Origin of the sequence: Streptomyces sp. NPDC005262 (assembly GCF_042872425.1) — a bacterium.
GTDB lineage: Bacteria > Actinomycetota > Actinomycetes > Streptomycetales > Streptomycetaceae > Streptomyces.
The window spans coordinates 1-18947 of record NZ_JBIAKK010000003.1 but is presented as its reverse complement, the minus strand read 5'-3'; the positions used below and the strand labels follow the sequence as shown (position 1 = coordinate 18947).

General features: G+C 67.4%; 16 protein-coding genes and 1 pseudogene. 8 read left to right on the top strand and 9 right to left on the bottom strand.

Features of this window, described 5'->3' with window-relative positions; genetic code table 11:
- The first annotated feature begins 270 nt into the window (after positions 1-270).
- Positions 271-810, top strand: coding sequence for a hypothetical protein (locus ACFYP5_RS10100; RefSeq protein ID WP_389033053.1), 540 nt, complete (start codon positions 271-273; stop codon positions 808-810).
- A 125-nt stretch (positions 811-935) separates the two neighbouring features.
- Here ACFYP5_RS10100 and ACFYP5_RS10095 read toward each other — a convergent pair whose 3' ends face one another.
- Complete coding sequence (locus ACFYP5_RS10095; RefSeq protein WP_389034401.1) at positions 936-3095, bottom strand: SpoIIE family protein phosphatase; 2160 nt, start codon at positions 3093-3095, stop codon at positions 936-938.
- Positions 3096-4041: 946 nt separating this feature from the next.
- Here ACFYP5_RS10095 and ctaD point away from each other — a divergent pair.
- Together ctaD and ACFYP5_RS10085 are read left to right on the top strand one after the other, a co-directional pair.
- A complete protein-coding gene (gene ctaD, locus ACFYP5_RS10090; protein ID WP_389034399.1) occupies positions 4042-5769 on the top strand; it encodes a cytochrome c oxidase subunit I in 1728 nt (575 codons plus the stop codon).
- Positions 5770-5809: 40 nt separating this feature from the next.
- The gene (locus tag ACFYP5_RS10085; RefSeq protein WP_389033051.1) at positions 5810-6139 is read left to right on the top strand and encodes a hypothetical protein; all 330 of its coding nucleotides are present in this window, start codon (positions 5810-5812) and stop codon (positions 6137-6139) included.
- 373 nt (positions 6140-6512) lie between these two features.
- On the opposite strand, the gene ACFYP5_RS10080 is transcribed toward ACFYP5_RS10085, so the two are convergent.
- Entirely contained in the window at positions 6513-7739 is a 1227-nt protein-coding gene (locus ACFYP5_RS10080) for a metallophosphoesterase (RefSeq protein WP_389033050.1), read from the bottom strand.
- A 230-nt stretch (positions 7740-7969) separates the two neighbouring features.
- Between ACFYP5_RS10080 and ACFYP5_RS10075 the strand changes: the two genes are divergently transcribed.
- Complete coding sequence (locus ACFYP5_RS10075) at positions 7970-8476, top strand: DinB family protein (RefSeq protein WP_389033049.1); 507 nt, start codon at positions 7970-7972, stop codon at positions 8474-8476.
- A 12-nt stretch (positions 8477-8488) separates the two neighbouring features.
- Here the strand turns inward: ACFYP5_RS10075 and ACFYP5_RS10070 are convergent.
- Positions 8489-8623, bottom strand: a pseudogene (locus ACFYP5_RS10070) (IS5/IS1182 family transposase); the annotation flags it as partial.
- Positions 8624-8654: 31 nt separating this feature from the next.
- Between ACFYP5_RS10070 and ACFYP5_RS10065 the strand changes: the two are divergent.
- Positions 8655-10940 (top strand): pentapeptide repeat-containing protein, encoded by a 2286-nt coding sequence (locus ACFYP5_RS10065; RefSeq protein WP_389033047.1) that lies wholly within the window; start codon positions 8655-8657, stop codon positions 10938-10940.
- Positions 10941-12244: 1304 nt separating this feature from the next.
- Here ACFYP5_RS10065 and ACFYP5_RS10060 read toward each other — a convergent pair.
- The 3 genes from ACFYP5_RS10060 to ACFYP5_RS10050 all read right to left on the bottom strand — a co-directional run bounded on the left by ACFYP5_RS10060 (position 12245) and on the right by ACFYP5_RS10050 (position 13689).
- Entirely contained in the window at positions 12245-13033 is a 789-nt protein-coding gene (locus ACFYP5_RS10060; protein WP_389033045.1) for an SAM-dependent methyltransferase, read from the bottom strand.
- 180 nt (positions 13034-13213) lie between these two features.
- On the bottom strand, positions 13214-13564 hold the full coding sequence (locus tag ACFYP5_RS10055) for a hypothetical protein (protein WP_389034498.1): 351 nt from the start codon (positions 13562-13564) through the stop codon (positions 13214-13216).
- Positions 13480-13689: a hypothetical protein gene (locus tag ACFYP5_RS10050; protein WP_389033042.1), complete on the bottom strand. Its 210-nt coding sequence runs from the start codon at positions 13687-13689 to the stop codon at positions 13480-13482. The genes ACFYP5_RS10055 and ACFYP5_RS10050 overlap by 85 nt, the downstream gene beginning before the upstream one ends.
- A gap of 553 nt (positions 13690-14242) precedes the next feature.
- Between ACFYP5_RS10050 and ACFYP5_RS10045 the strand changes: the two genes are divergently transcribed.
- Positions 14243-14443: a hypothetical protein gene (locus tag ACFYP5_RS10045; RefSeq protein ID WP_389033039.1), complete on the top strand. Its 201-nt coding sequence runs from the start codon at positions 14243-14245 to the stop codon at positions 14441-14443.
- Positions 14444-14984: 541 nt separating this feature from the next.
- Here ACFYP5_RS10045 and ACFYP5_RS10040 read toward each other — a convergent pair.
- Complete coding sequence (locus ACFYP5_RS10040) at positions 14985-16274, bottom strand: DUF4241 domain-containing protein (protein WP_389033036.1); 1290 nt, start codon at positions 16272-16274, stop codon at positions 14985-14987.
- A gap of 420 nt (positions 16275-16694) precedes the next feature.
- Between ACFYP5_RS10040 and ACFYP5_RS10035 the strand changes: the two genes are divergently transcribed.
- Positions 16695-17525, top strand: a complete 831-nt coding sequence (locus tag ACFYP5_RS10035) for a hypothetical protein (protein WP_389034396.1) — start codon at positions 16695-16697, stop codon at positions 17523-17525.
- Between the two features lie 93 nt (positions 17526-17618).
- On the opposite strand, the gene ACFYP5_RS10030 is transcribed toward ACFYP5_RS10035, so the two are convergent.
- Positions 17619-17813, bottom strand: coding sequence for a hypothetical protein (locus ACFYP5_RS10030; RefSeq protein ID WP_389033034.1), 195 nt, complete (start codon positions 17811-17813; stop codon positions 17619-17621).
- 287 nt (positions 17814-18100) lie between these two features.
- Positions 18101-18529, bottom strand: a complete 429-nt coding sequence (tnpA, locus tag ACFYP5_RS10025) for an IS200/IS605 family transposase (protein ID WP_389033031.1) — start codon at positions 18527-18529, stop codon at positions 18101-18103.
- Positions 18530-18591: 62 nt separating this feature from the next.
- Between tnpA and ACFYP5_RS10020 the strand changes: the two genes are divergently transcribed.
- Positions 18592-18947: helix-turn-helix domain-containing protein (locus ACFYP5_RS10020; protein WP_389033028.1), on the top strand; the 356-nt coding region annotated here is incomplete at its 3' end.

The window sequence follows — 18947 nt, the reverse complement described above, 5'->3', positions numbered from 1 at the left end:
GTGTACAGGCTTGATATCTCATCACCGGAGTCGAAGGTCCTTGAGTACTCGGCAGCCGGCCCCGGCTGTTCTGGCAGCCCACCGGCTACCTTCCTCACATGGAACGGGCCATCATCCTGAGCAGCCTCGTCGCGAGCAGAACTGACACCGCCCCGCAGCGACTTACCGAGCTTGCCGCCGAGCTCGACATACCGGCCGGCGACCTTCTCGTTGTCGCAGGCCACCCCCATGCCGGCGGAACTCCTTCCCATGGAGCGCGACGCCAGGGTCATGAGGCAGTTCGCATACCGCGTCAGTCACTGCGGCCACTCACAGCTCGCCGCGTTGGAGGCTTTCGTCCGCTCGCTGCCCCGCGTCGCCTCTCCAGAACCATTCGTGCAGCCGGCGTGGCCGGGCCGCCGTCCCGCAGAGACCAGGTTTGCCGCCGTGCTCGACGAGCTGATCCGCAATCGCGGCTTCGGCATCCGCGAACTGCCGTTCATGGGACTGTCCCTGAGCACCCTGCACGGGATGGTGTGGCGGTGGGACCCGAGTCCGCACCGGCGGCGGCAGCTGACTGCCGTAGCAGGTCCGTTGGGCTGGACCCTGCCCGATCTCTTCGCGGTGGCCGATGAGCCGTACTCGGAGCGACTCCGCCCGATGATGCACTGCCACCACCTCGGGCGGGTCTTCGCGGCGGCCGTCCCCTTGACCACGGCTCAGCTGATCGAGGCTTCGGAGGAAGCGGATCGACTGAGCGTGCGTGAGGACCACGGCGTATGGCAGCCCGTCTCGCAGGGATTTGCCGAGGAGTGCCCGGACTTCCCCTGACAGCACGGGCTGTTTTGGTGGCCTTTGGCATGGTCGGGCGCGATCGCACGTTGTCGGCCAGGCAGTGGTAGCTCCTGGCGATCGACCTCCGCCGAGCTTGCGCTGATCACTCAGCGCGAGCCTGTTCAGCAACTGCGTTGTCGAGGGCGGATGAGGAGCAGGGCGATGTCGTCGTTGCGGGGGGCGGACCGTTGGGCGTGGTGGATGAGGGTGTCGGCGAGGGCGTCCAGCGTTCGGCCCCGGGTCTGTGCGAGCTGGGCGGCGAGGTCGGCGGTGGCGTCATCGAGGTCGATGCCGGGGGTTTCGACGAGTCCATCGGTGTACAGGGCGAGCACGGCCCCGGGCGGTAGGGGGATGTTGGTCTCCGGATATTCGGCGGTGGGGTCGATGCCGAGCAGCAGCCCGGGTGTCAGCGGGAGGATCTCGGTGTGCAGGTCGGGGTGGCGCAGGAGTGGGGGCGGGTGGCCGGCGGTGGCCAGGCAGGCGCGGTGGCGCGCCAGGTCTAGCTGGACGTAGAGGCAGCTGGTGAACAGTCCGGGGTCGAGGTCGGTGAGCAGGCGGTTGGTGCGGGCGAGGACTTGGCCGGGCGACGCGCCGGCGGTGGCGTGGACGGCGGTGCGGACCTGCCCCATGAGGGCGGCGGCGTTCACGTTGTGGCCTTGGACGTCGCCGATTGCTGCGGCGGCGAGGTCGGTGTCCAGATGAATGAGGTCGTAGAAGTCGCCGCCGACATCGATGCCCTGAGCGGTGGAGAGGTAGCGGGTGGCCACGTCCAGGCCGGGTACGCGGGGCAGTGCGTGGGGCAGCAAGCTGGCTTGCAAGCTGTGGGCGAGAGCCTGATTGGCGTCGTAGAGGCGGGCGCGGTCCAGAGCCTGGGCGATCAGCCCGGCGGTCGAGGTGAGGACAGCTCGTTCCTCGGACGTGAAGGAATGCGGCCGGTCGTACGCGAGGACCAGCGAGCCGACGGCGCGGCCGGAGGTGATCAGGGGCAGGAAGGCCCAGGCGGCCTTGCCGTCCTGCAGGACGGCGGGGGGATAGGCGCGCTTGAGGTCCGCGAACGTGGCATAGAAGCTGGGGACGCCGCTGGCCAGGGCAGACACGGCAGGGGTGTCCGAAGCCAGGGGCGCGCCGTCGAAACGGTCCATCAGTGCGGCGGAGTAGCCGCGGTAACCGATGATCCGCAGCCGACCCTCCTCAGCGATCATCAAGGCGAGGGCTTGCGCCTCGAAGGCGGTCGGGATCAGGTCGGCGATCCGGTCGATCACGTCCATGACCCCGACGGCGTCGGTCAGCGTGGCGGCGAGGTGCATGAGGTGGTGGTGGATGGTCGACCGGCCCGGTGCAGCCAGTGCTACGGGATGCAGAACCTCTGACGTCTCCGAGGCAGGGGCAGGGGCAGGGGCATGGACAGGTGGAGGGGAGGCCGGGGTGATACGGACGCTGACGCCGGAGACGTCCGGGTAAAGGTGGAAGGACAGCCATCGGTCCGGTGGGCGCAGGACGGTGAAGGAGGTGGCCTCGTGGCTGAGCACCGCGGCCCGGTAGCGGTCTTCGACGACCGGGTCGTCCAGCCATGGCAAGACCTGCCTGGGCAGGACGCCCAGCAGGTCGACGGCGCTGGCACCGAGGAGCTCGGCGGCGGTGGCCGTGATGAAGGTGATCCGGCCGTCCAGGTCCAAGGTGCAACATCCTCCGGGCAGGCGCTCGGCGAAGTCCGCCGCTGCCACTTCCCGGGTCGGCCCGCGAGCGCGGGCACGCAAGGGGGCCAGGATTTGCGGTTCGGGCCCGGGAAGCAGCGGGTGGCCGCTGTCGGCGGCCTGCCGCAGGAGAAGACCCAGGCGGCGACAGCAGGTACGGACCGCGTTGCGCTCGTACCGGGGCAGCGGCGTTGGATGCGAGCTGGGCCACCGCCCCACCACGGCGCCCCAGACGGTGGTGCCGGTGGTGATCGGGGCAGCGGCCGCCGAGAAGGGGTAGGGCAGCGCGAGCGCCATCAGCGGGTAGCGTCGCGCCATCTCTTCCTGGCCGCCTATCCACACCAGACGCCGCTCGCGCACGGCGTCGGTCGCCGGGGTGCGGGCCGCCAGCGGCACCTGCGTCCAGTGCGCGGCGATCTGCCGGGGAACCCCCGCCAGCACCGCCAGCCGCAGCGCCCGCTCGCCCGGCGGCAGCAGGTATACCAGGCACCCGCAGGCGCCTGTCTCCCGCATGAACCGGTCCAAAGCGGCGTCGAGTAGATGTGTGCCGGGGCCTGTGCCCGTGCTGTAACCGGCAAGGTGCCTCATGTTCTCGCCCACCCGAGCGGCACCAGGCAAGGATCCCTCGAGGCGCCTGAAGCGACGCCTGGCCGCCTCCGCGCTGATGCCCAGGCCGGCACCGATCTGCGCCCAGCTCGCCCCGGCTCGTCGGTCCGCCCACACCGCACAGCGCACCAGCTGCCCGGCCAGCCCGGGGACCTCCGCCACGGCGGCAATATGGCATCCCTCCGCTCCTTGCCCTGGACGCGAGTTGCTCGCCTGCTGGGCTGCGGCCTGCACCTGTGTCAGGAGATCCGCTTCCGCGAACAACAGCGCCTGCCGTGCCTCAGCGGCGGCCTGCCGGCGACGCCTCGCTCGCCAGGACGCCTGCCGATGCGCCTGATTGCAGTACCGCCGACCTGGGCCCGCCGACTCCGGCAGTGGAGCTTCGCACCAGCCACACCGATCGTCACCCATATACCGATCGTCGCCCATATAGGAAAAATACGCTCTACCGCCGTGACGACGTACGGCGTGCACACCGTAGGGGACGTCGCCGACCTGCCGCTCAAGCCGCAACGCCTGCTCGGCGCCCGCCTGCGGACTTCCGGCCAGACCGCGTCGGGCTCGATCTGCACCGTCCGCCACGCCGACCACACCCGGTACCCGCCGCGGCCACACTCTGCCCGAAGCCGCCCCGCCCACCGTGTGCTCGCTGTGGCAGCCTGTTCACGCCGAGCAGGAGGGATGGACATGGACTGTCGGTCATGCCTCTCGTTCGACGCTCCGGACTCCCGGTGAAAGCCCGCGGTTGAACAGGAGAGCGAATTCACTGCTGTGCGCTCCGGTCTTGGCATATGAAACCGAAATCACTACGGGCCCCTGGTCTCTGCTCCGATCGGCCGAATTGCCCAGTGGACAACTTCGCCACCCGGCAGCCTCTCGTCTACAGTGCCCGCGTGGCCGATATGCCGTCGGCCGAAGGAGCGTTGAAGTGGCGAACAAGGTCACGGTCGGGCCGCTTGATTCCGACGAATACGAGGACGAACTACCGGCAAAGCGGAAGCGGCCCGGCAGCATCGTCGTGAAATGGGCGAGTACCACCGATCATAAGACCATCGGCACCATGTACTTGTGTACGTCGTTTGCGTTCTTCTGCATCGGCGGTGTGCTGGCGCTCTTCATGCGCGCCGAGCTGGCTCGCCCCGGTACGCAGATCATGTCGAACGAGCAGTTCAACCAGGCGTTCACGATGCACGGCACGATCATGCTGCTGATGTTCGCGACGCCGCTGTTCGTCGGTTTCACGAACTGGATCATGCCGCTGCAGATCGGCGCACCGGACGTGGCGTTCCCGCGGCTGAACATGTTCGCGTACTGGCTGTACCTCTTCGGCTCGATCATCGCGGTGTCAGGCTTCCTGACTCCCGCGGGGGCGGCGGATTTCGGCTGGTTCGCCTACTCCCCGCTGACCGACGCGGTCCGTTCGCCGGGGATCGGCGGCGATTTGTGGATCATGGGTCTGGCCTTTCAAGGCTTCGGCACGATTCTCGGTTCGGTCAATTTCATCACTACGATCATCTGTATGCGCGCACCCGGAATGACTATGTTCCGGATGCCGATTTTCACATGGAATGCATTGCTTACATCGCTTCTGGTGCTGCTTGCATTTCCGGTCCTCGCCGCGGCGCTTCTGACGCTGGAAGTGGACCGCAAGTTCGGGGCACATGTATTCGACGCGGCCAATGGCGGCGCGTTGCTCTGGCAACACCTCTTCTGGTTCTTCGGACATCCGGAGGTGTACATCATCGCGTTGCCATTCTTCGGGATCGTTTCGGAAATCCTCCCCGTCTTCAGTCGGAAGCCGATCTTCGGTTACGTCGGTCTGATTTCCGCGACGATCGCCATCGCCGGTTTGTCGGTGACGGTGTGGGCGCACCACATGTACGTCACCGGCGGTGTGCTGCTGCCGTTCTTCTCGTTCATGACGTTCCTCATCGCGGTACCGACCGGTGTGAAGTTCTTCAACTGGATCGGCACGATGTGGGGAGCTTCGCTGTCCTTCGAGACGCCGATGCTCTGGTCCGTCGGCTTTCTGGTGACGTTCCTCTTCGGTGGTCTGACCGGCGTCATCCTGGCCTCGCCGCCGCTGGACTTCCATGTCTCGGACTCGTACTTCGTCGTCGCGCACTTCCACTACGTCGTCTTCGGCACCGTGGTCTTCGCGATGTTCGCGGGATTTCATTTCTGGTGGCCGAAGTTCACCGGCAAGATGCTGGACGAGCGGCTCGGCAAGATGACGTTCTGGACGCTGTTCGTGGGCTTCCACGGCACGTTCCTGGTGCAGCACTGGCTCGGTGCCGAGGGCATGCCGCGTCGCTACGCGGACTACCTCGCCGCCGACGGCTTCACCGCGCTGAACACGATCTCGACGATCTCCTCGTTCCTGCTCGGCCTGTCGATGCTGCCGTTCCTCTACAACGTGTGGAAGACCGCCAAGTACGGCAAGGAGGTCGGGGTCGACGACCCGTGGGGGTACGGCCGTTCGCTGGAGTGGGCGACGTCCTGCCCGCCACCGCGGCACAACTTCCTCACCCTGCCGCGGATCCGTTCCGAATCCCCGGCGTTCGACCTCCATCACCCGGAGATCAGCACCATCGAGGAGATCGACAAACGTCCGGTCGCCTCGACGGCAGCGGCGTCGCGAGACAAGCAGGAGTGAGGAAACGTGCTGGAGGACAGTGTGTTCGTAGGGGGCTGAGATGGACGAAGACGGCCTGTTGGCCGGGCTCGACGACCTCCTCCTGTCGAGTGCGGAGGACGAGGAGGCACGCCGCCGAGCCGTCCGCTTCGCCGAACAGTTGCCCTGGCTGACGGTCGCTCAGCGGACCGACGCCGAGCGTACCTTTGCAGACGACTGGGTAGCTGCTGCACGGACAATCGACGCCCGGGTCTCCGCACGGTCGGCCGAAATCGCCACCGACTACGCCACTCGCTATCGACTTCTCAGAAGGCGCTGTCTGACGGCCGTCATAGTCGTCACGGGCGTGGTCATCGGCGCCCTGGGCCTTGCCCTGCTCGTCGCCCGCTGACATCCGTCCTTCTTGCCGGCAGAGGCGATGCAGGCTGGTGGCTTCTGCTGTCGGCAGGTGAGGGTGTCACACCGCAATCTACGCATGCTGCTAGAAGGTCCGAGGGCAGGGGACACTGCCGTCGGCCGGATCTGCGCATCCGCTTGAGCAGCCTCGTAACGTGCGGCCGAGCTCAGCGGACCGATTCTGTCCGGAGGGTGTGGGAGGACAGCACGCTGAACAGCCGCGGCAATGTCATGTACGGACTCCAGCCGCATCTTCCGGTGGTACAGGACGCGATTGAGGAAGCCCGCGAAATCGTCCGTTGCCTCAAACGCTGCGCGGCCCGGGAGACCTTCCACCTGGTCACGGACAGATGCAGCCAAGACCCCGCTCATGGGAGCTGTGTGGTAGGCCGCTGCGGGGAGCGGAGTACGAGCAGGGTGATCTCGCTGGGGGCGAAGACGCGGAACGGCGGGCCCCAGAAACCGGTGCCGCGGCTGGTGTAGAGGAGGGTGCGGGTGCCGTGGCGGCTGAGGCCGGCGAGGGCGGGCTGGTCGATGCGGACGAGGTGGTGGAAGGGCCAGATCTGGCCGCCGTGGGTGTGGCCCGAGAGTTGGAGGTCGATGCCGCCTGCTGCGGCCCGGTCGACGAACTTGGGCTGGTGGGCCAGGAGCAGGACGGGCAGGTCGGGGTCGGCGTCGTTCAGGGCGCCGGCGAGGTGGGCGCGGTGGCCGGCCAGGCCGGAGGACTCGGCGGTGACGTCATCCACGCCGGCGACCACAAGGGTGTCGCCGCCGCGTTCGAGCAGCAGATGACGGTTGCGCAGCGGCTCCCAACCCAGCTCGTCCATCAGATCGACCCAGCCTTGGGCCTCGCTGTAGTACTCGTGGTTTCCGGTGACGTAGACCCGGGCCCGGGTGGCTCGCACGGTGCCGAGCGGAGCGGCCTGGGCGCGGCGGCGTCCGGCGGTGCCGTCCGCGATGTCGCCGGTGTGGCAGACCAGGTCGGCCTCCAGGGTGTTGACCTTCGCGCAGACCCGCTCCGACCAGCGGGCGCGGTCGAGCGGGCCGTAGTGGGTGTCGGTGATGAGGACGACGCGGGTGCCGTCCAATCCGGCGCCCAGCCGCGGGATTTGCACGTCGAGCTGGCGCACCCGTGGCACCCGGCGGGCCTCGGCGTACCCCCAGGCGAGCAGTCCGGCGGCTACGCCGAGGACCACCCAACTGACGATCCGGGCCCGGTTCTGCCCGTTGCCTACGCCGGCCACGGTCAGGGCGAGGCGCAGCAGGACGCCGAGCAGGACGGACCAGGTGAACAGTACCCAGCTGACCCCAAGGAGGGTGTCTCCGACGATCGCCGCCCAGTCCTGCTGCCGCCGGCCGTGGCCGCGCACCATCGCCAGCGGCATAGCGACCAGACCGAGGACGAACAAGGCGGTGCCGCCCAGCGCCACGGGGAGCGGCCAGTGCTGGCCGGCGTGCAGCAGCACCCAGCAGGGCACACTCCACAGCAGGACGGGGGCGATCGAAGGGATGTAGCGCATCAGGCGGCGCAGTCGACCCTGCTGGGTCGCATGAGCTGCACCGTCCGCGGATCGGGCCTCGCTGGTGTCGGTCACGCTTCCCCTCCTCAAGTAACCACACTGCCGGCGCGCACTGTACCCGGTCGTCCTGGTGACCTGAGTCGGAGATTCGTCGAACAGGTGGCGACCTTGTCGAGGATCTCGTCGGCGGTCCAGGGCCTGTCCGGCAAATCATGCGGGACAGGCCTTAGGAGCCGGGTGGAGCAGGTTGGGTCCGTCGATAATTGCCTCGACATCGGGCACGGTGATCGGGGACGCTTCGCGCGATGACCAGAATCGATGACACGCCGCCTGAGTGGGACGAGCGCACCCAGCTCACCACGTTTCTCGACTACGCACGTGACACCGCCCGCGCCAAGTGCGATGGCGTCTCTGCGGAGAACGCACGCAAGGCGCTCCTGCCGGGCTCACCGCTGATGACGATGAGCGGAGTGGTCAACCACCTCCGCTGGGTCGAGTACTACTGGTTCCAAGTGGTCTTCCTCGGCGAGGAAGACCGGGGCCCCTGGACCGAGGAGGACCCCGACCGCGAGATGCGTATCGCCGTCGACTTCCCACTCACGCAGTTGCTCGACGAATACGCCGAACAGAGCGCCCACTACGGCGAACTGGTCGCCGGGAACGGCCTGGACAAACAGGCCCAGCGAGCCGTCCGCAACGGCCTCCACGTCGATCTGCGCTGGATCCTCCTCCACCTCACCGAGGAGACAGCCCGCCACAACGGGCACCTGGACATCCTGCGCGAGATGCTCGACGGCACGACCGGCGACTAGATCCGGCGGAGATCACGGGCGGAGCCGGAGTCGGATCGAGGCGACGGTGCCGTGGAAGATGTAGCCGCGCTTGTCGAACCTCGCGTCCACTGCCCGGGAGTTCTACAACGCGTCGATCGTCCGCACGACTTCGCTCCTTCGCTTGTGGTCTGCGAGGCGTGCTGCGAGGGTTGCTTCTGTGAGGCGTTCGGGCAGGACGGCCGGCGGCATCGCCTGCACCATCGCCCAGGGCATCAACAACCTGCTCACCAGTGACGCGTGGGTGCTCGCGATGGGCTACCCCGCGATGGACGACCCGCGGAGTTGGTTCGAGACGCCGTGGGAGAAGGGGAGAACCCGGAAGAGCCGACCGCCGTCACCATTCCCATCGCCACGTGATTCAGGGCCCGCGGGTGTTTTACGGAGGCCCCCTCGCAATCGGGAGCGGGCAGGCGGTGTACTCACCCGTATGGCATCTACCCCAGCCCCTGTCGTCCCGGACTGGCCGTACTGCGGTGACGGCGTCACCAGCGGGGACCGCGCCGGCTGCATCGGACGCTCGGTCGACCCGCACCCGTCCTGCCTCGTACACCTCTCCGGCCCTGACCGCGACGCCCACCTCGCGAGCCTGAACGCGGGCGACGGCATCGACCACCGGGGCACGAGCTTCACCGGCCAACTGCTCGACCAACTACTCAACGCCCTCAGCGACCCCACCACAAGCCACCCACGCCTCGGCGACGCCCGCTTCGAGTCGGCCACCTTCACCGGCAATGCCAATTTCGAGTCGGCAGATTTCACGGGCGACGCCCGGTTCCACTTGGCCATATTCACCGGCAACGCCTGGTTCGAGTCGGCCGCCTTCACCCGCGAAGCTCAGTTCGATTCGGTCACCTTCACCGGCACTGCCGGGTTCGAGTCAGTCGCCTTCAACGGCGCCGCCCGGTTCCACTCGGCCACCTTCGCCGGTGCAGCCTGGTTCCTTTTGGCTACCTTCGCCGACGTGGCCGTGTTCATCTCGGCCACGATCGCCGACGCCGGGTTCCGGGCGGCCACCTTCGCCGGTACCGCCGATTTCGGGTCGGCCGCCTTTACCCGCGACGCCCGGTTCGCGTCAGCCACCTTCACCGGCACCGCTCAGTTTCGGTCGGCCACCTTCGCCGGTGCCGCCAATTTCGGGGCGGCCACCTTCGACGGCGCAGCCCGGTTCCGCTTGGCGGCCTTCGCCGGCGCCGCCGATTTCGAGTCGGCCACCTTTGCCGGCACTGCCGATTTCGGATCAGCGACCTTCACTGGCATCGCCGATTTCGAGTCGGCCAGCTTCACCGAAGACGTTGATTTCGGTGAAGTGGTGTTCGAGCGAGCGGGGGAGTTGGGGCCGCTGGTCTGTGGGAATACGGTGTTCCTGTCGGGAGCGAGGTTCGGCGGGCCGGTGACGCTGTCGATCGCGGCCCGGCACCTGGAGTGTTACCGGACGCGCTGGGAATCGACCGCCACGCTGCGACTGCGCCATGCCGAAGTCGATTTCGCGCACGCCGTCTTCGAATACCCCCTGAGCATCGCCGCCGAGCAAGCCCACTTTCGCCACTCCCGCGGAACTCGCGGCTCCGTCGTTGCGGAGGATCCCCTCGCCGGCACGACCGACTCCGGGGTGCGGATCGTTTCCCTGCGCGGGGTAGACGCCGCCCACCTGGTACTCGCCGACATCGACCTGACGCAATGCCAGTTCACCGGAACCGTCCACCTCGACCAGATCCGCCTGGAAGGCAACTGCACCTTCGCCATCGTTCCGGCCCGCAGGCAATGGCGGCGGCTCCGCCCTCAGCGGTTCACCCAGCGCCGAACCCTCGCCGAGGAACACCACTGGCGCTCCCGTCAGCCCACCGCCATTCCAGGCTGGCAGCGGGCTGCTGCCGGCACCGCGCATGCCGAACATGTCGGGCCCGCGCAGCTCGCCCCGGTCTACCGGTCGCTGCGCAAGGCATTCGAGGACAGCAAGAACGAGCCGGACGCGGCAGACTTCTACTACGGCGAGATGGAGATGCGCCGCCACGATCACGACCGGCCGCGCGCCGAACGGGCTCTCCTTGCCGCGTACTGGGCGCTTTCGGGATACGGACTACGCGCCACCCGCGCCATGGTGTGGCTGCTGCTCGCGATGACCGGCACACTGCTTGTGATGATGCTCTGGGGTCTGCCCGCCGACAACTGGAAGCCGGAGACCGTCGGCAGCCTGTCCGGCCGGCAAGTTCGGCTGGCCACCGGGAAGCCCGACCCGGTCAACCCCACGAACGCTCTCCACGAGCGCCTCTCCACCAAGCGCTTCGAGGGAAGCCTGCGAGTGGTGGTCAACTCAGTGATCTTCCGGTCTTCAGGCCAGGACCTCACGACCGCCGGCACCTACACAGAAATGGCCTCCCGCCTGACCGAGCCCGTCCTGCTCGGCCTCGCTGTCCTCGCCATCCGCGGACGTATCAAGCGCTAAGAGCACTGACTAGCCGCAACGACCCAGACCCAAGTCAGCCATCCCGTCAAGCGGCCACAGGAGAACAGGGATGAGCGTGGCGTGCGGCACCTGGGTCGGCCGGGCTCGGGACGGCGGACACCCCCGGGCCGGATGGGAACGAAGCGGCCCACCTTGAGACGGGCCGCTTTGTCAGCCGGGCCGGCGCACGAGCGGGGCTGCCTGGCAGGATCGCTGCCAAGAGCTCTGGAAAGTGGAGTACTTACGGGGTCGAGTTGGGTTCCCGTAGCGCGATCAAGCGGTTTCGGGGCGGGGATCGCGAGCCAGCTGAGCGTGAGTGGCGGGCACTGAAGCTGCTTGCCAGGTATGCGCCCGGTTTGGCTCCCGAGCCCTGGGAAGCGGACCTTGAGGCACCGGAACCCGCGGTGGTGATGTCCCGGCTGTCTGGTGAGCCTTTGCGTGGCCGCTCGCTCGACGACGGGCAAATCAAGGCGCTGGCCGCGACGCTGTCGAGACTCTATGTCGCGGTGCCGCCTGATGCGCTGGTCGCAGTCCCTGGCCGACCAGGGCATCAGAAGGACCTCATCGCTCAACTTCGCTCTTGGACGCCGCAGACTCAGGCCATGGCCAGCGACGAGGTGAGCCGCGCCATGATCCTCGGCCTGCCTGGTTGTCCGACTCGGGTATGGAGACCGCCGGTCAGCCAGACGTGCGCCATGGTCGCTGTGTCGATGGCGGCGGTGCCTGGCGAGGACCTCGATGAGACTGCATGCTCAGCAACCAGACGCCGGCCATCGTCGACGGGGTCCGCGACGGGCCTGGATGGGCGGGATGCCACGGGCGTACGTCTGGATCGTCGCCGCAGAAAACTCGGCCGAGGAGTTGAACCTGCTGGACTGACGAGCGTGTTTTCGGTTGCCGACCCTGTACGTAGCGCTGCCGGATGCAGACGCGATCGGGTCCGCTGGCCGCGGCGCAGGTGGATGACGTCGCCGCGTCGGCAGTTCCGCAGCTGACTGGGTGACAGCCGACGGGCGCCGAATCAGCACCCACAAATCATCCGGGCACGAGCCGCTCAACCGGATCCGCCATGCACCGTTCAACGAACGATCAGGCCATAAGAGACGGCGTCCAACCACTCTTCCCAGGCGAGCAGTTCGTCCCGCGACCGCCGCCGCATCCGCGGTGCCGGCTGCGATGAGGGCAGCGCGGCGTCAGTGGCTAGGTGGTTGCCAGCCTCGGTGAGTACCCGTTCCTGGCGACCCGGTCGAGACCTCGCCGCCTGGCAGCCGGCAGAACTTCCAGGCCCACTGGGCCAAGCTCGTTCAGCGGACGCGAGCCACTCCTGCGTAGATGCCGCTGTCCTCCGGCTCCGGGGCGCGGTTGGAGGCGAACCAGTCCGTCGCCGTCACCAGGCCGGGTGGCACGAGATCCAGGCCGTCGAAGAAGCGCTCCACTTCTGCGCGTTTGCGGAAGGCGAGCTGGATGCCGCCCTTCGCGTACTCGGCGACGACCAGTTCGGCGAGTTCCGGGAACAGGTCGGATGCCGCGTGTGACAGGATCAGATAGCTGCCCGACGGCAGTGTGTCGACCAGGGTGCGGACGAGGCCGTGGGCGTCCTGTTCATCGGTGATGAAGTGGATCAGCGCGATGAGCGACAGCGCGATGGGGCGGTCGAACTCCAGGCGGCGTCGGGCCTGCTGGACGATCGCTTCCGGGTCGCGCACATCGGCCTGGATATAGTCGGTCGCTCCGCTGGGACTGCTGATCAGCAAGGCCTCGGCGTGGCGCAGCACGATTGGGTCGTTGTCGGTGTAGACGATCTTGGCCGACGGCACGACGTTCTGCACGATCTGGTGGAGATTCGGCTCGGTCGGAATGCCGGTACCTATGTCCAGGAACTGATCGATGCCCTGTATGGCGAGCCACGCGGCCGCCCTGTGCATGAACTGTCGGTTCTGCCGAGCGGCGTCCCTAGCCTCTGGCGGCAGCTTCTCACCGACCGCTTCGTCGACCGGGTAGTTGCCCTTACCGCCGAGCAGCCAGTCATAGACCCGCGCAGGGTGTGCCTTGCTGGTGTCGATCGGCAGAGACGGCTGTGGGTTGGTCGTCATGGCAGCTCCATCGGGCCGGTGGAAGATACAGACCGAGTTCGCGATGATCTTACGCAGAATTCTCATCTGCCCTGTGTGCGCGGTGACTTGAATAGTGCAACTTTCTGCGACGACAGCCGGTGATCGTTACGGGTTGCCGATGCGTCTGTCTTCGTGGCGCGGACAAGGCGACGGATGTGATCAAGGAACTCGTCTTCGTGCATTGATGTGGGCGACCGGCGGGAGTCCGTCGTAGGCAGCCTGGGGGCCGTGCACGGCGTCGGCAGCGATGCAGAACTGCCCTGCAGCTTGGCTGCCATAGGTCGTGATGGCAGGTGCTGAAGGAGCCACCCCGCGACGGTGGACTTCGACCTTCGAAGTCGGTGAGAGGATCGCGTGGTCCAGTGCACAGCCGCTGATCTTCGTCTGGCCGAGTATCTGAGCCGACTTGATCACTTCGTCGACGGTCATACCGAACCGGAGCGGTCCGACGCCGACACCAGGCGCATAGGACCACTCGTCCCGTTCGGCGACTCCGGTCTTGAATGCCATAGTTGCTTCTCCGTCATCGTCGGCGGGCGGCTGAGTCGGGTGCCGCGGGGGCGAGTGGCGTCCAGGCCCTCGTTGGTGCCCTGCACGATGAGTTCGCGGATGAACTCCGCCAGCGCTGCGCACACGTGGATCACCAGGTGTCCGCCGGGCGTGGTTCGTTTTTGCGGTCACTCGTGCGGTCTTCGGGTTGTTGGTCCCGGCGACACTGATCGGCATGGTGCTGATGGGGGCCGGAGCCGATGGCGTTCGGGGAGAAGGACACGTGTGTGGCTGAGGCGTTGCCGCCGGGACCTGGGGGACCTCGCCGGAACCCGCCCTGCGCTGCCAGCACGCTGCAACCGCACCAGCCCGCCCTGCGTCCGGGCAAGTGACAGCTGAACCCGAGATCAACTCGCCATTGACGGGAGGTAGATTCAAGATCCGCAGGTCAGAACGGGCTCTGTGCCACGGTTCGCGAGTTCCTGCAACCGGCTACGGGCCACCCGCGCTTTCAGGCAAGCGCGCGGCGGTCTCGAACCTGGCGGACCTCAGGCACGTGCCCGGCACGGCCGGCGGTCTTCACCGCCCCAGCATCCCACCCGTACTTTTCTCGAAGGAACACCCCACCAGACCGACACACTCGACGCCGCCCGCTTCCACCTGCAGAGCAAGAAGTCCGTATCCGGCGCCGACCCCGTCGTGAAATCGGCGAACTACACCGGCCTCGAGTACAAGCTCGAACATGGCAACACGGCAGGCAACGGCAGCTACACCACCGGGACGATCAAGTACAAGGCCGGCTCAGGCCGCTACCTCGCCGACGGCGTCATCCAGCTGGACTGGGACGGTGGCGGCAAGGGCTACCGGAACACGAATTTCAGCGCCTCCCCGACCGTCTAGGGGTTCTGTCTGCATCTTCGCTGACGCTCATGCCCACTCCTCTCGGCCGCCGCTGACCTGGACGCCCTGCTGATGTGGCTGGTCCGCCACGTGAAGCGCCCCGTCTGACATCACGAGGCCCCCGCGCGGCACGGGAGGAACCAAACCCGTGCCGTCGTCTCCCGCGCTCAGAAGGTGACGCGCACCTTCAGCGCCGACCGGTGGTCCATCGCCCGATGGCCGTCTGGCACCTCGGCCAGGGGGACGGCGCTGTCACGTTGGGCACGGGTGTGTCTGATGATGCGTCGGTGGGCGCTGCCCGAGCATGTCGTGAGTCCGGCGGGCGGCTTCCCCGCTCCTCAGCCCGCCCCGCTCACCGCGGGTTCAGGGCCCAGTGGATCGCCTGGTGCAACGCGGAGAGCGATGGCACCGCGGACGCGTCCGGATCGTCGGCCGCCCGCTGCACCAGCTCGGCGTGGACTCGGGAGGCGTTCCCGCCTCACAGTCCCAGCAGCCGTCGGACTTCCGAGGTGACCGTGAAATGGGACGACTCCACCCGTCGTCAGGCAACGGCGGTAGCTCCGCTCTCCGGGAGCAGCTCGGGCATCCCCTCCACCAGCACCACGACCCCGACCACCTCGCCGGCCTCGGAACGGCCGACCCAGACGGGATAGGTGCCGTCCCCTGTCGTCGCGAAGGCCGCCAGCTCGCCGCCGGAGGCCTGGTCCCGGGTGCGCAGCAGGTACATGGAGTCGTTGATGTCCTCGTACCCGTCCGGGTCCAGGTTCGGGTCTCCGTGGATCAGCCCCTTGTCGAAGAGCGCGAGGAGCGGCTCCCAGGCCCCGGCGTCAGCGAAGCAGCCCGTGGCGCCGTCGGTATCGAAGCCGAAGATCTCGTTCTCCCGGAGCAGGCGGGGGTCGTCGTCGGGCCGAAAGGCCATCTCCCAGGTCGCGGCGGGGATGTCGCTGACGAGCACGCGGACGGCCATGGTGTCCGTACGCGTGACCTGGCTCCCCTCCCACTCGCAGTGGTAGGTGTGGCGGGCCCGCGCTTCCTCCAGTACATACGCCCCTGGTGGGACAGGGACCGTGATGTGCGGCCCGTTGCCGTCGTCGCTGTCCGGGCCGGAGACGGCCAGCAGCCCGCTAGGCACGCGCAGAGGTCCGATCCGACGCGGCTCCACGACCGTCATCTCGGGGTGGTACCCGTCGGTCACACGCACCCCGGGCCGGAACAGCTCAGCGATCGGCCCGGGCTGCGCGGGGCGGGGCGGACGCCAGCAGGTGTCCGGCGCGAGCCCGTTACTGTCGTCGGCCGCCTCGGTGATCTCGAAGACCGGCGGTTCCGTGAGCCCGTGGACCTGGGCCGAGAGCAGCGGCCACTCCCCGAAGGCAGGCCGGTCCGTCCAGCGCTCGTCGTCGCGGACCCTGGGCGCGGTGACGTACGAGCCCCCGCCCTTGCCTTGGGGCTCCTCCGTCCGCCGGCCCCTCCCGTCCGGGAAGAGCTCCACGGTGATGCGCGGACACGCCTCGTCGGATTCCGCCATCTCCGGGCCGGTGTAGCTCCAGCCGACGGTGTACCGGCGCAGCAGTCGCGCCGGGTCGTCCAGCAGCCGCATGTCCAAGTCGTAGGTGCGGCGACCCTGAGCGTCGTAGACCCACAGCCCGACGTAGTGGTCCCGCCAGGAGACGAGCCGGACCTCCAGTGGAGCTTCCCGGCCCGCCGCCCGGTACACCACCACGTACGGAAGCCCGGCGGCATCCCGCTCACGAGCCTCCCCCACTGATATCGGTCGCCAGGGCACGCGGGCCTCCAGGTCCCACGCCTGCGCGTACCCCACTTCGACCACCATTGCCGCTCCCCGCTCCCGCTCGCTTACGTGCTGAGCTGCAAACTAGCCGCCGCCTGTGACAACGGCCCTACCGGGCCGGGCAGCAGCAGCGCCCAGGGCGAAGGGGTGAAGGGCCTGCGAACAGCTTGGAACACGCGCGCCCCGACGATCTCCCGGCTGGCGACTGGACCCGGGGCCTCGCTGGCCTCATCCCACCGAGCCCCGCGGGTCTGCATTCGCGCAGACCAGAGGGTTGGTGAACCCGACAAGCCCCATCGGGGCCAACTCAAAAGCACTGTGGGCCACCTGTCGCGCTCAAGGGCCAGGTAGCGCGCTCAGTTACAACAGCTGTGACTCAGCGCTCTGGAAGGCCCGTCCGGCCAGGTATGCGCTCAGTACTCGGTGGAGCCGATTCACAGCGTCGCGTACGGTCGGCCCGTGATGATCAAATCGGGCGAACCCCGCAGTCTCGGCGTCCCTCCCTCCGAGGCGCGGTTGCGCTTCGGGACGGAACCGCAGGAGTTCGGCGGCGGGCCTCGGCGTCGCTTGCTCATGGTCGACGACGAGCCGGCCTTCGAGCTCAGCTTCTACTGCGGAACGTGCCCGCTCCTGTTTCGCCGACTGGAAACCGCGAGAGAGAAGTTGTCCCTGGAGAGCATGCAGGAACGGCTCACCGGCGCACTGGGCGATCCGGACGACGGCGGCGTGATCGATGCGTTTGGTGCGTTGCTGCCGGAGGGCGAGTATCTTCCGCTGCTCCTGAGCGTGGAACCCCGGCTGATCATCCCCGGCAAGGAAGGTGACTACTTCAGCGGCGAACAGGTCACGACGTGGGGGGTCGACCAGTTCTGGGGCCTGCCGGAGTACCCGCACACACCGTACTACCGGACCTTCGAGACCGCGGTCGACGCGGACGCCCACCTCTACGAGTTCGTCGTGCCCATGGTTCCCCCGACCTGGAACGAAAGGGAGCGTGTCGAGGAGTACATCGCGCTCATGGAGCGGGCAATGGTCCCCACGGCGGTGGCGATCTCCACATTGGACGTGTGCCAGCCCGCCCTCGGCTTGGGAGATGACCCCTCTGTGCACTGGGGCCTGACCCACTTCCTTCTCGACGGCCACCACAAACTCGAGGCTGCCGCCACTACCGGCCGGCCGGTGAGACTCCTCTGCCTCTTGGCCCTGGGCGAGAGCCTGGCCGGACCGGACGACCTCGCCCGGCTGCCTGCGCTGCGCGCGCAGGCCCGCTCGGCTCGAGCGACCGGCACTTGAATCAGCTTCGAAGGTCACGCCTGTGGGCCGACAACAGCGCACACCCGGGCCAGCCAGGCCGCTAACGGGCCAACTACGACGCTCAGCCATGAGTCAGTGGAACCAGACGACAAGGCGTACGTTCTCGGCTCCGTGGACTTCGCCGAGGATGCGCATGACGCGCCAGACCCGGCCCCAGTCGGTATCGATCCCTGCGGCTGAGGCACGGGTTCGTGTGCCTGAGACATCGATCTCCTGCCAGTCAGTGGTGTCCAGCTCGGCCCAGGTCAGCCAGGTGGTCCCATGCACATCGTGCAGCCCGTCGTAACCGGCGAACTCACTTCGTAGCCCATCCGAGGCGTCATCCGGGAAGCCACGATCTTCCGCCAGGGGACGGAAGCCGAAGGAGTTTCGGATTCCGAAGAGGCAGGCCAGGCCGTCGTAGGCATTGCCCCTGTTCAGGAGGAAAAGATCGATGCCGACCTCCCATCCCCTGATCTTCGCAGGGAATCCCGGCCTTCAGGCCGGGCGGGAATGCGATCTTGGGCCCGAAGCCGCGAAGCGGTGGAGTTCCCTGCGAGGACTGGCGCGAAGCGCTAGACCGGGCGCTTCTGGTTCTCGATGTACTCCTTGACGATGCTCGACGGTGCGCCCCCGTAGGAGCCCGCGAAGTACGAGGGCGACCAGAGGACGGACCCCGTGCCGATCCGGTTGATCCGGCCGGTGTACTCGGCCCGCAGATACCGGGAGCTGACGCCCTTGAGACTGTTCACCAGCTTGGAAAGGGCAACCTTCGGCGGGTAGTGCACGAGCAGGTGGACGTGGTCGCCCTCCCCGTTGAACTCGCGAAGCTCGGCCTCGAAGGATCGGCACACGTCCCGCATGAGCGCTTCGCAGCGCGTCAGCATCTCGTCATCGAAGACGCCACGGCGGTACTTGGTGACAAACACCAAGTGGACGTGCAGGTTGTAGATGACATGGTTTCCTCGACGGATATCGGGATCCGGTTCCCAGCGCGGTGACATCCACCAAATCTGACACATGGTAAGTTGATCTCCGAACCCGGCCGAAAAGGGGGGGTGGGCTGATGATCCGCGCGTACAAGTTCCTCATGAGGCCCACCGTGGGCCAGGCCCAAGACCTCGCCGAGATGCTGCGGGATCACTGCTCGCTCTACAACGGAGCCTTGCAGGAGCGCCGTGACGCCTACCGGCACCTCTCGAAGACCTCGATCAAGTACGGGATGCAGTCCGCTCAGCTCAAGGACATCCGTGCCTTCGATCCGGATCGTCAGGGCCGCTGGTCGTTCTCCAGTCAGCAGGCCACCCTGCGGCGTCTCGACAAGGCATTCCAGGCGTTCTTCCGGCGGATCAAGTCCGGTGACGCCCCCGGCCACCCGAGGTTCCGGGGCGTCAACTGGTTCGACACGGTTGAGTTTCCGAA

What these genes read in the sequence shown, in the direction of transcription:
- ACFYP5_RS10085 (WP_389033051.1), top strand. Translation starts at nt 5,810, where the DNA reads ATGGACGAAGACGGCCTGTTGGCCGGGCTCGACGACCTCCTCCTGTCG.
- ACFYP5_RS10060 (WP_389033045.1), bottom strand. Translation starts at nt 13,033, where the DNA reads ATGACGACCAACCCACAGCCGTCTCTGCCGATCGACACCAGCAAGGCA.
- ACFYP5_RS10055 (WP_389034498.1), bottom strand. Translation starts at nt 13,564, where the DNA reads ATGGCATTCAAGACCGGAGTCGCCGAACGGGACGAGTGGTCCTATGCG.
- ACFYP5_RS10100 (WP_389033053.1), top strand. Translation starts at nt 271, where the DNA reads ATGAGGCAGTTCGCATACCGCGTCAGTCACTGCGGCCACTCACAGCTC.
- tnpA (WP_389033031.1), bottom strand. Translation starts at nt 18,529, where the DNA reads ATGTCACCGCGCTGGGAACCGGATCCCGATATCCGTCGAGGAAACCAT.
- ACFYP5_RS10040 (WP_389033036.1), bottom strand. Translation starts at nt 16,274, where the DNA reads ATGGTGGTCGAAGTGGGGTACGCGCAGGCGTGGGACCTGGAGGCCCGC.
- ACFYP5_RS10075 (WP_389033049.1), top strand. Translation starts at nt 7,970, where the DNA reads ATGACCAGAATCGATGACACGCCGCCTGAGTGGGACGAGCGCACCCAG.
- ACFYP5_RS10035 (WP_389034396.1), top strand. Translation starts at nt 16,695, where the DNA reads ATGATCAAATCGGGCGAACCCCGCAGTCTCGGCGTCCCTCCCTCCGAG.
- ACFYP5_RS10095 (WP_389034401.1), bottom strand. Translation starts at nt 3,095, where the DNA reads ATGAGGCACCTTGCCGGTTACAGCACGGGCACAGGCCCCGGCACACAT.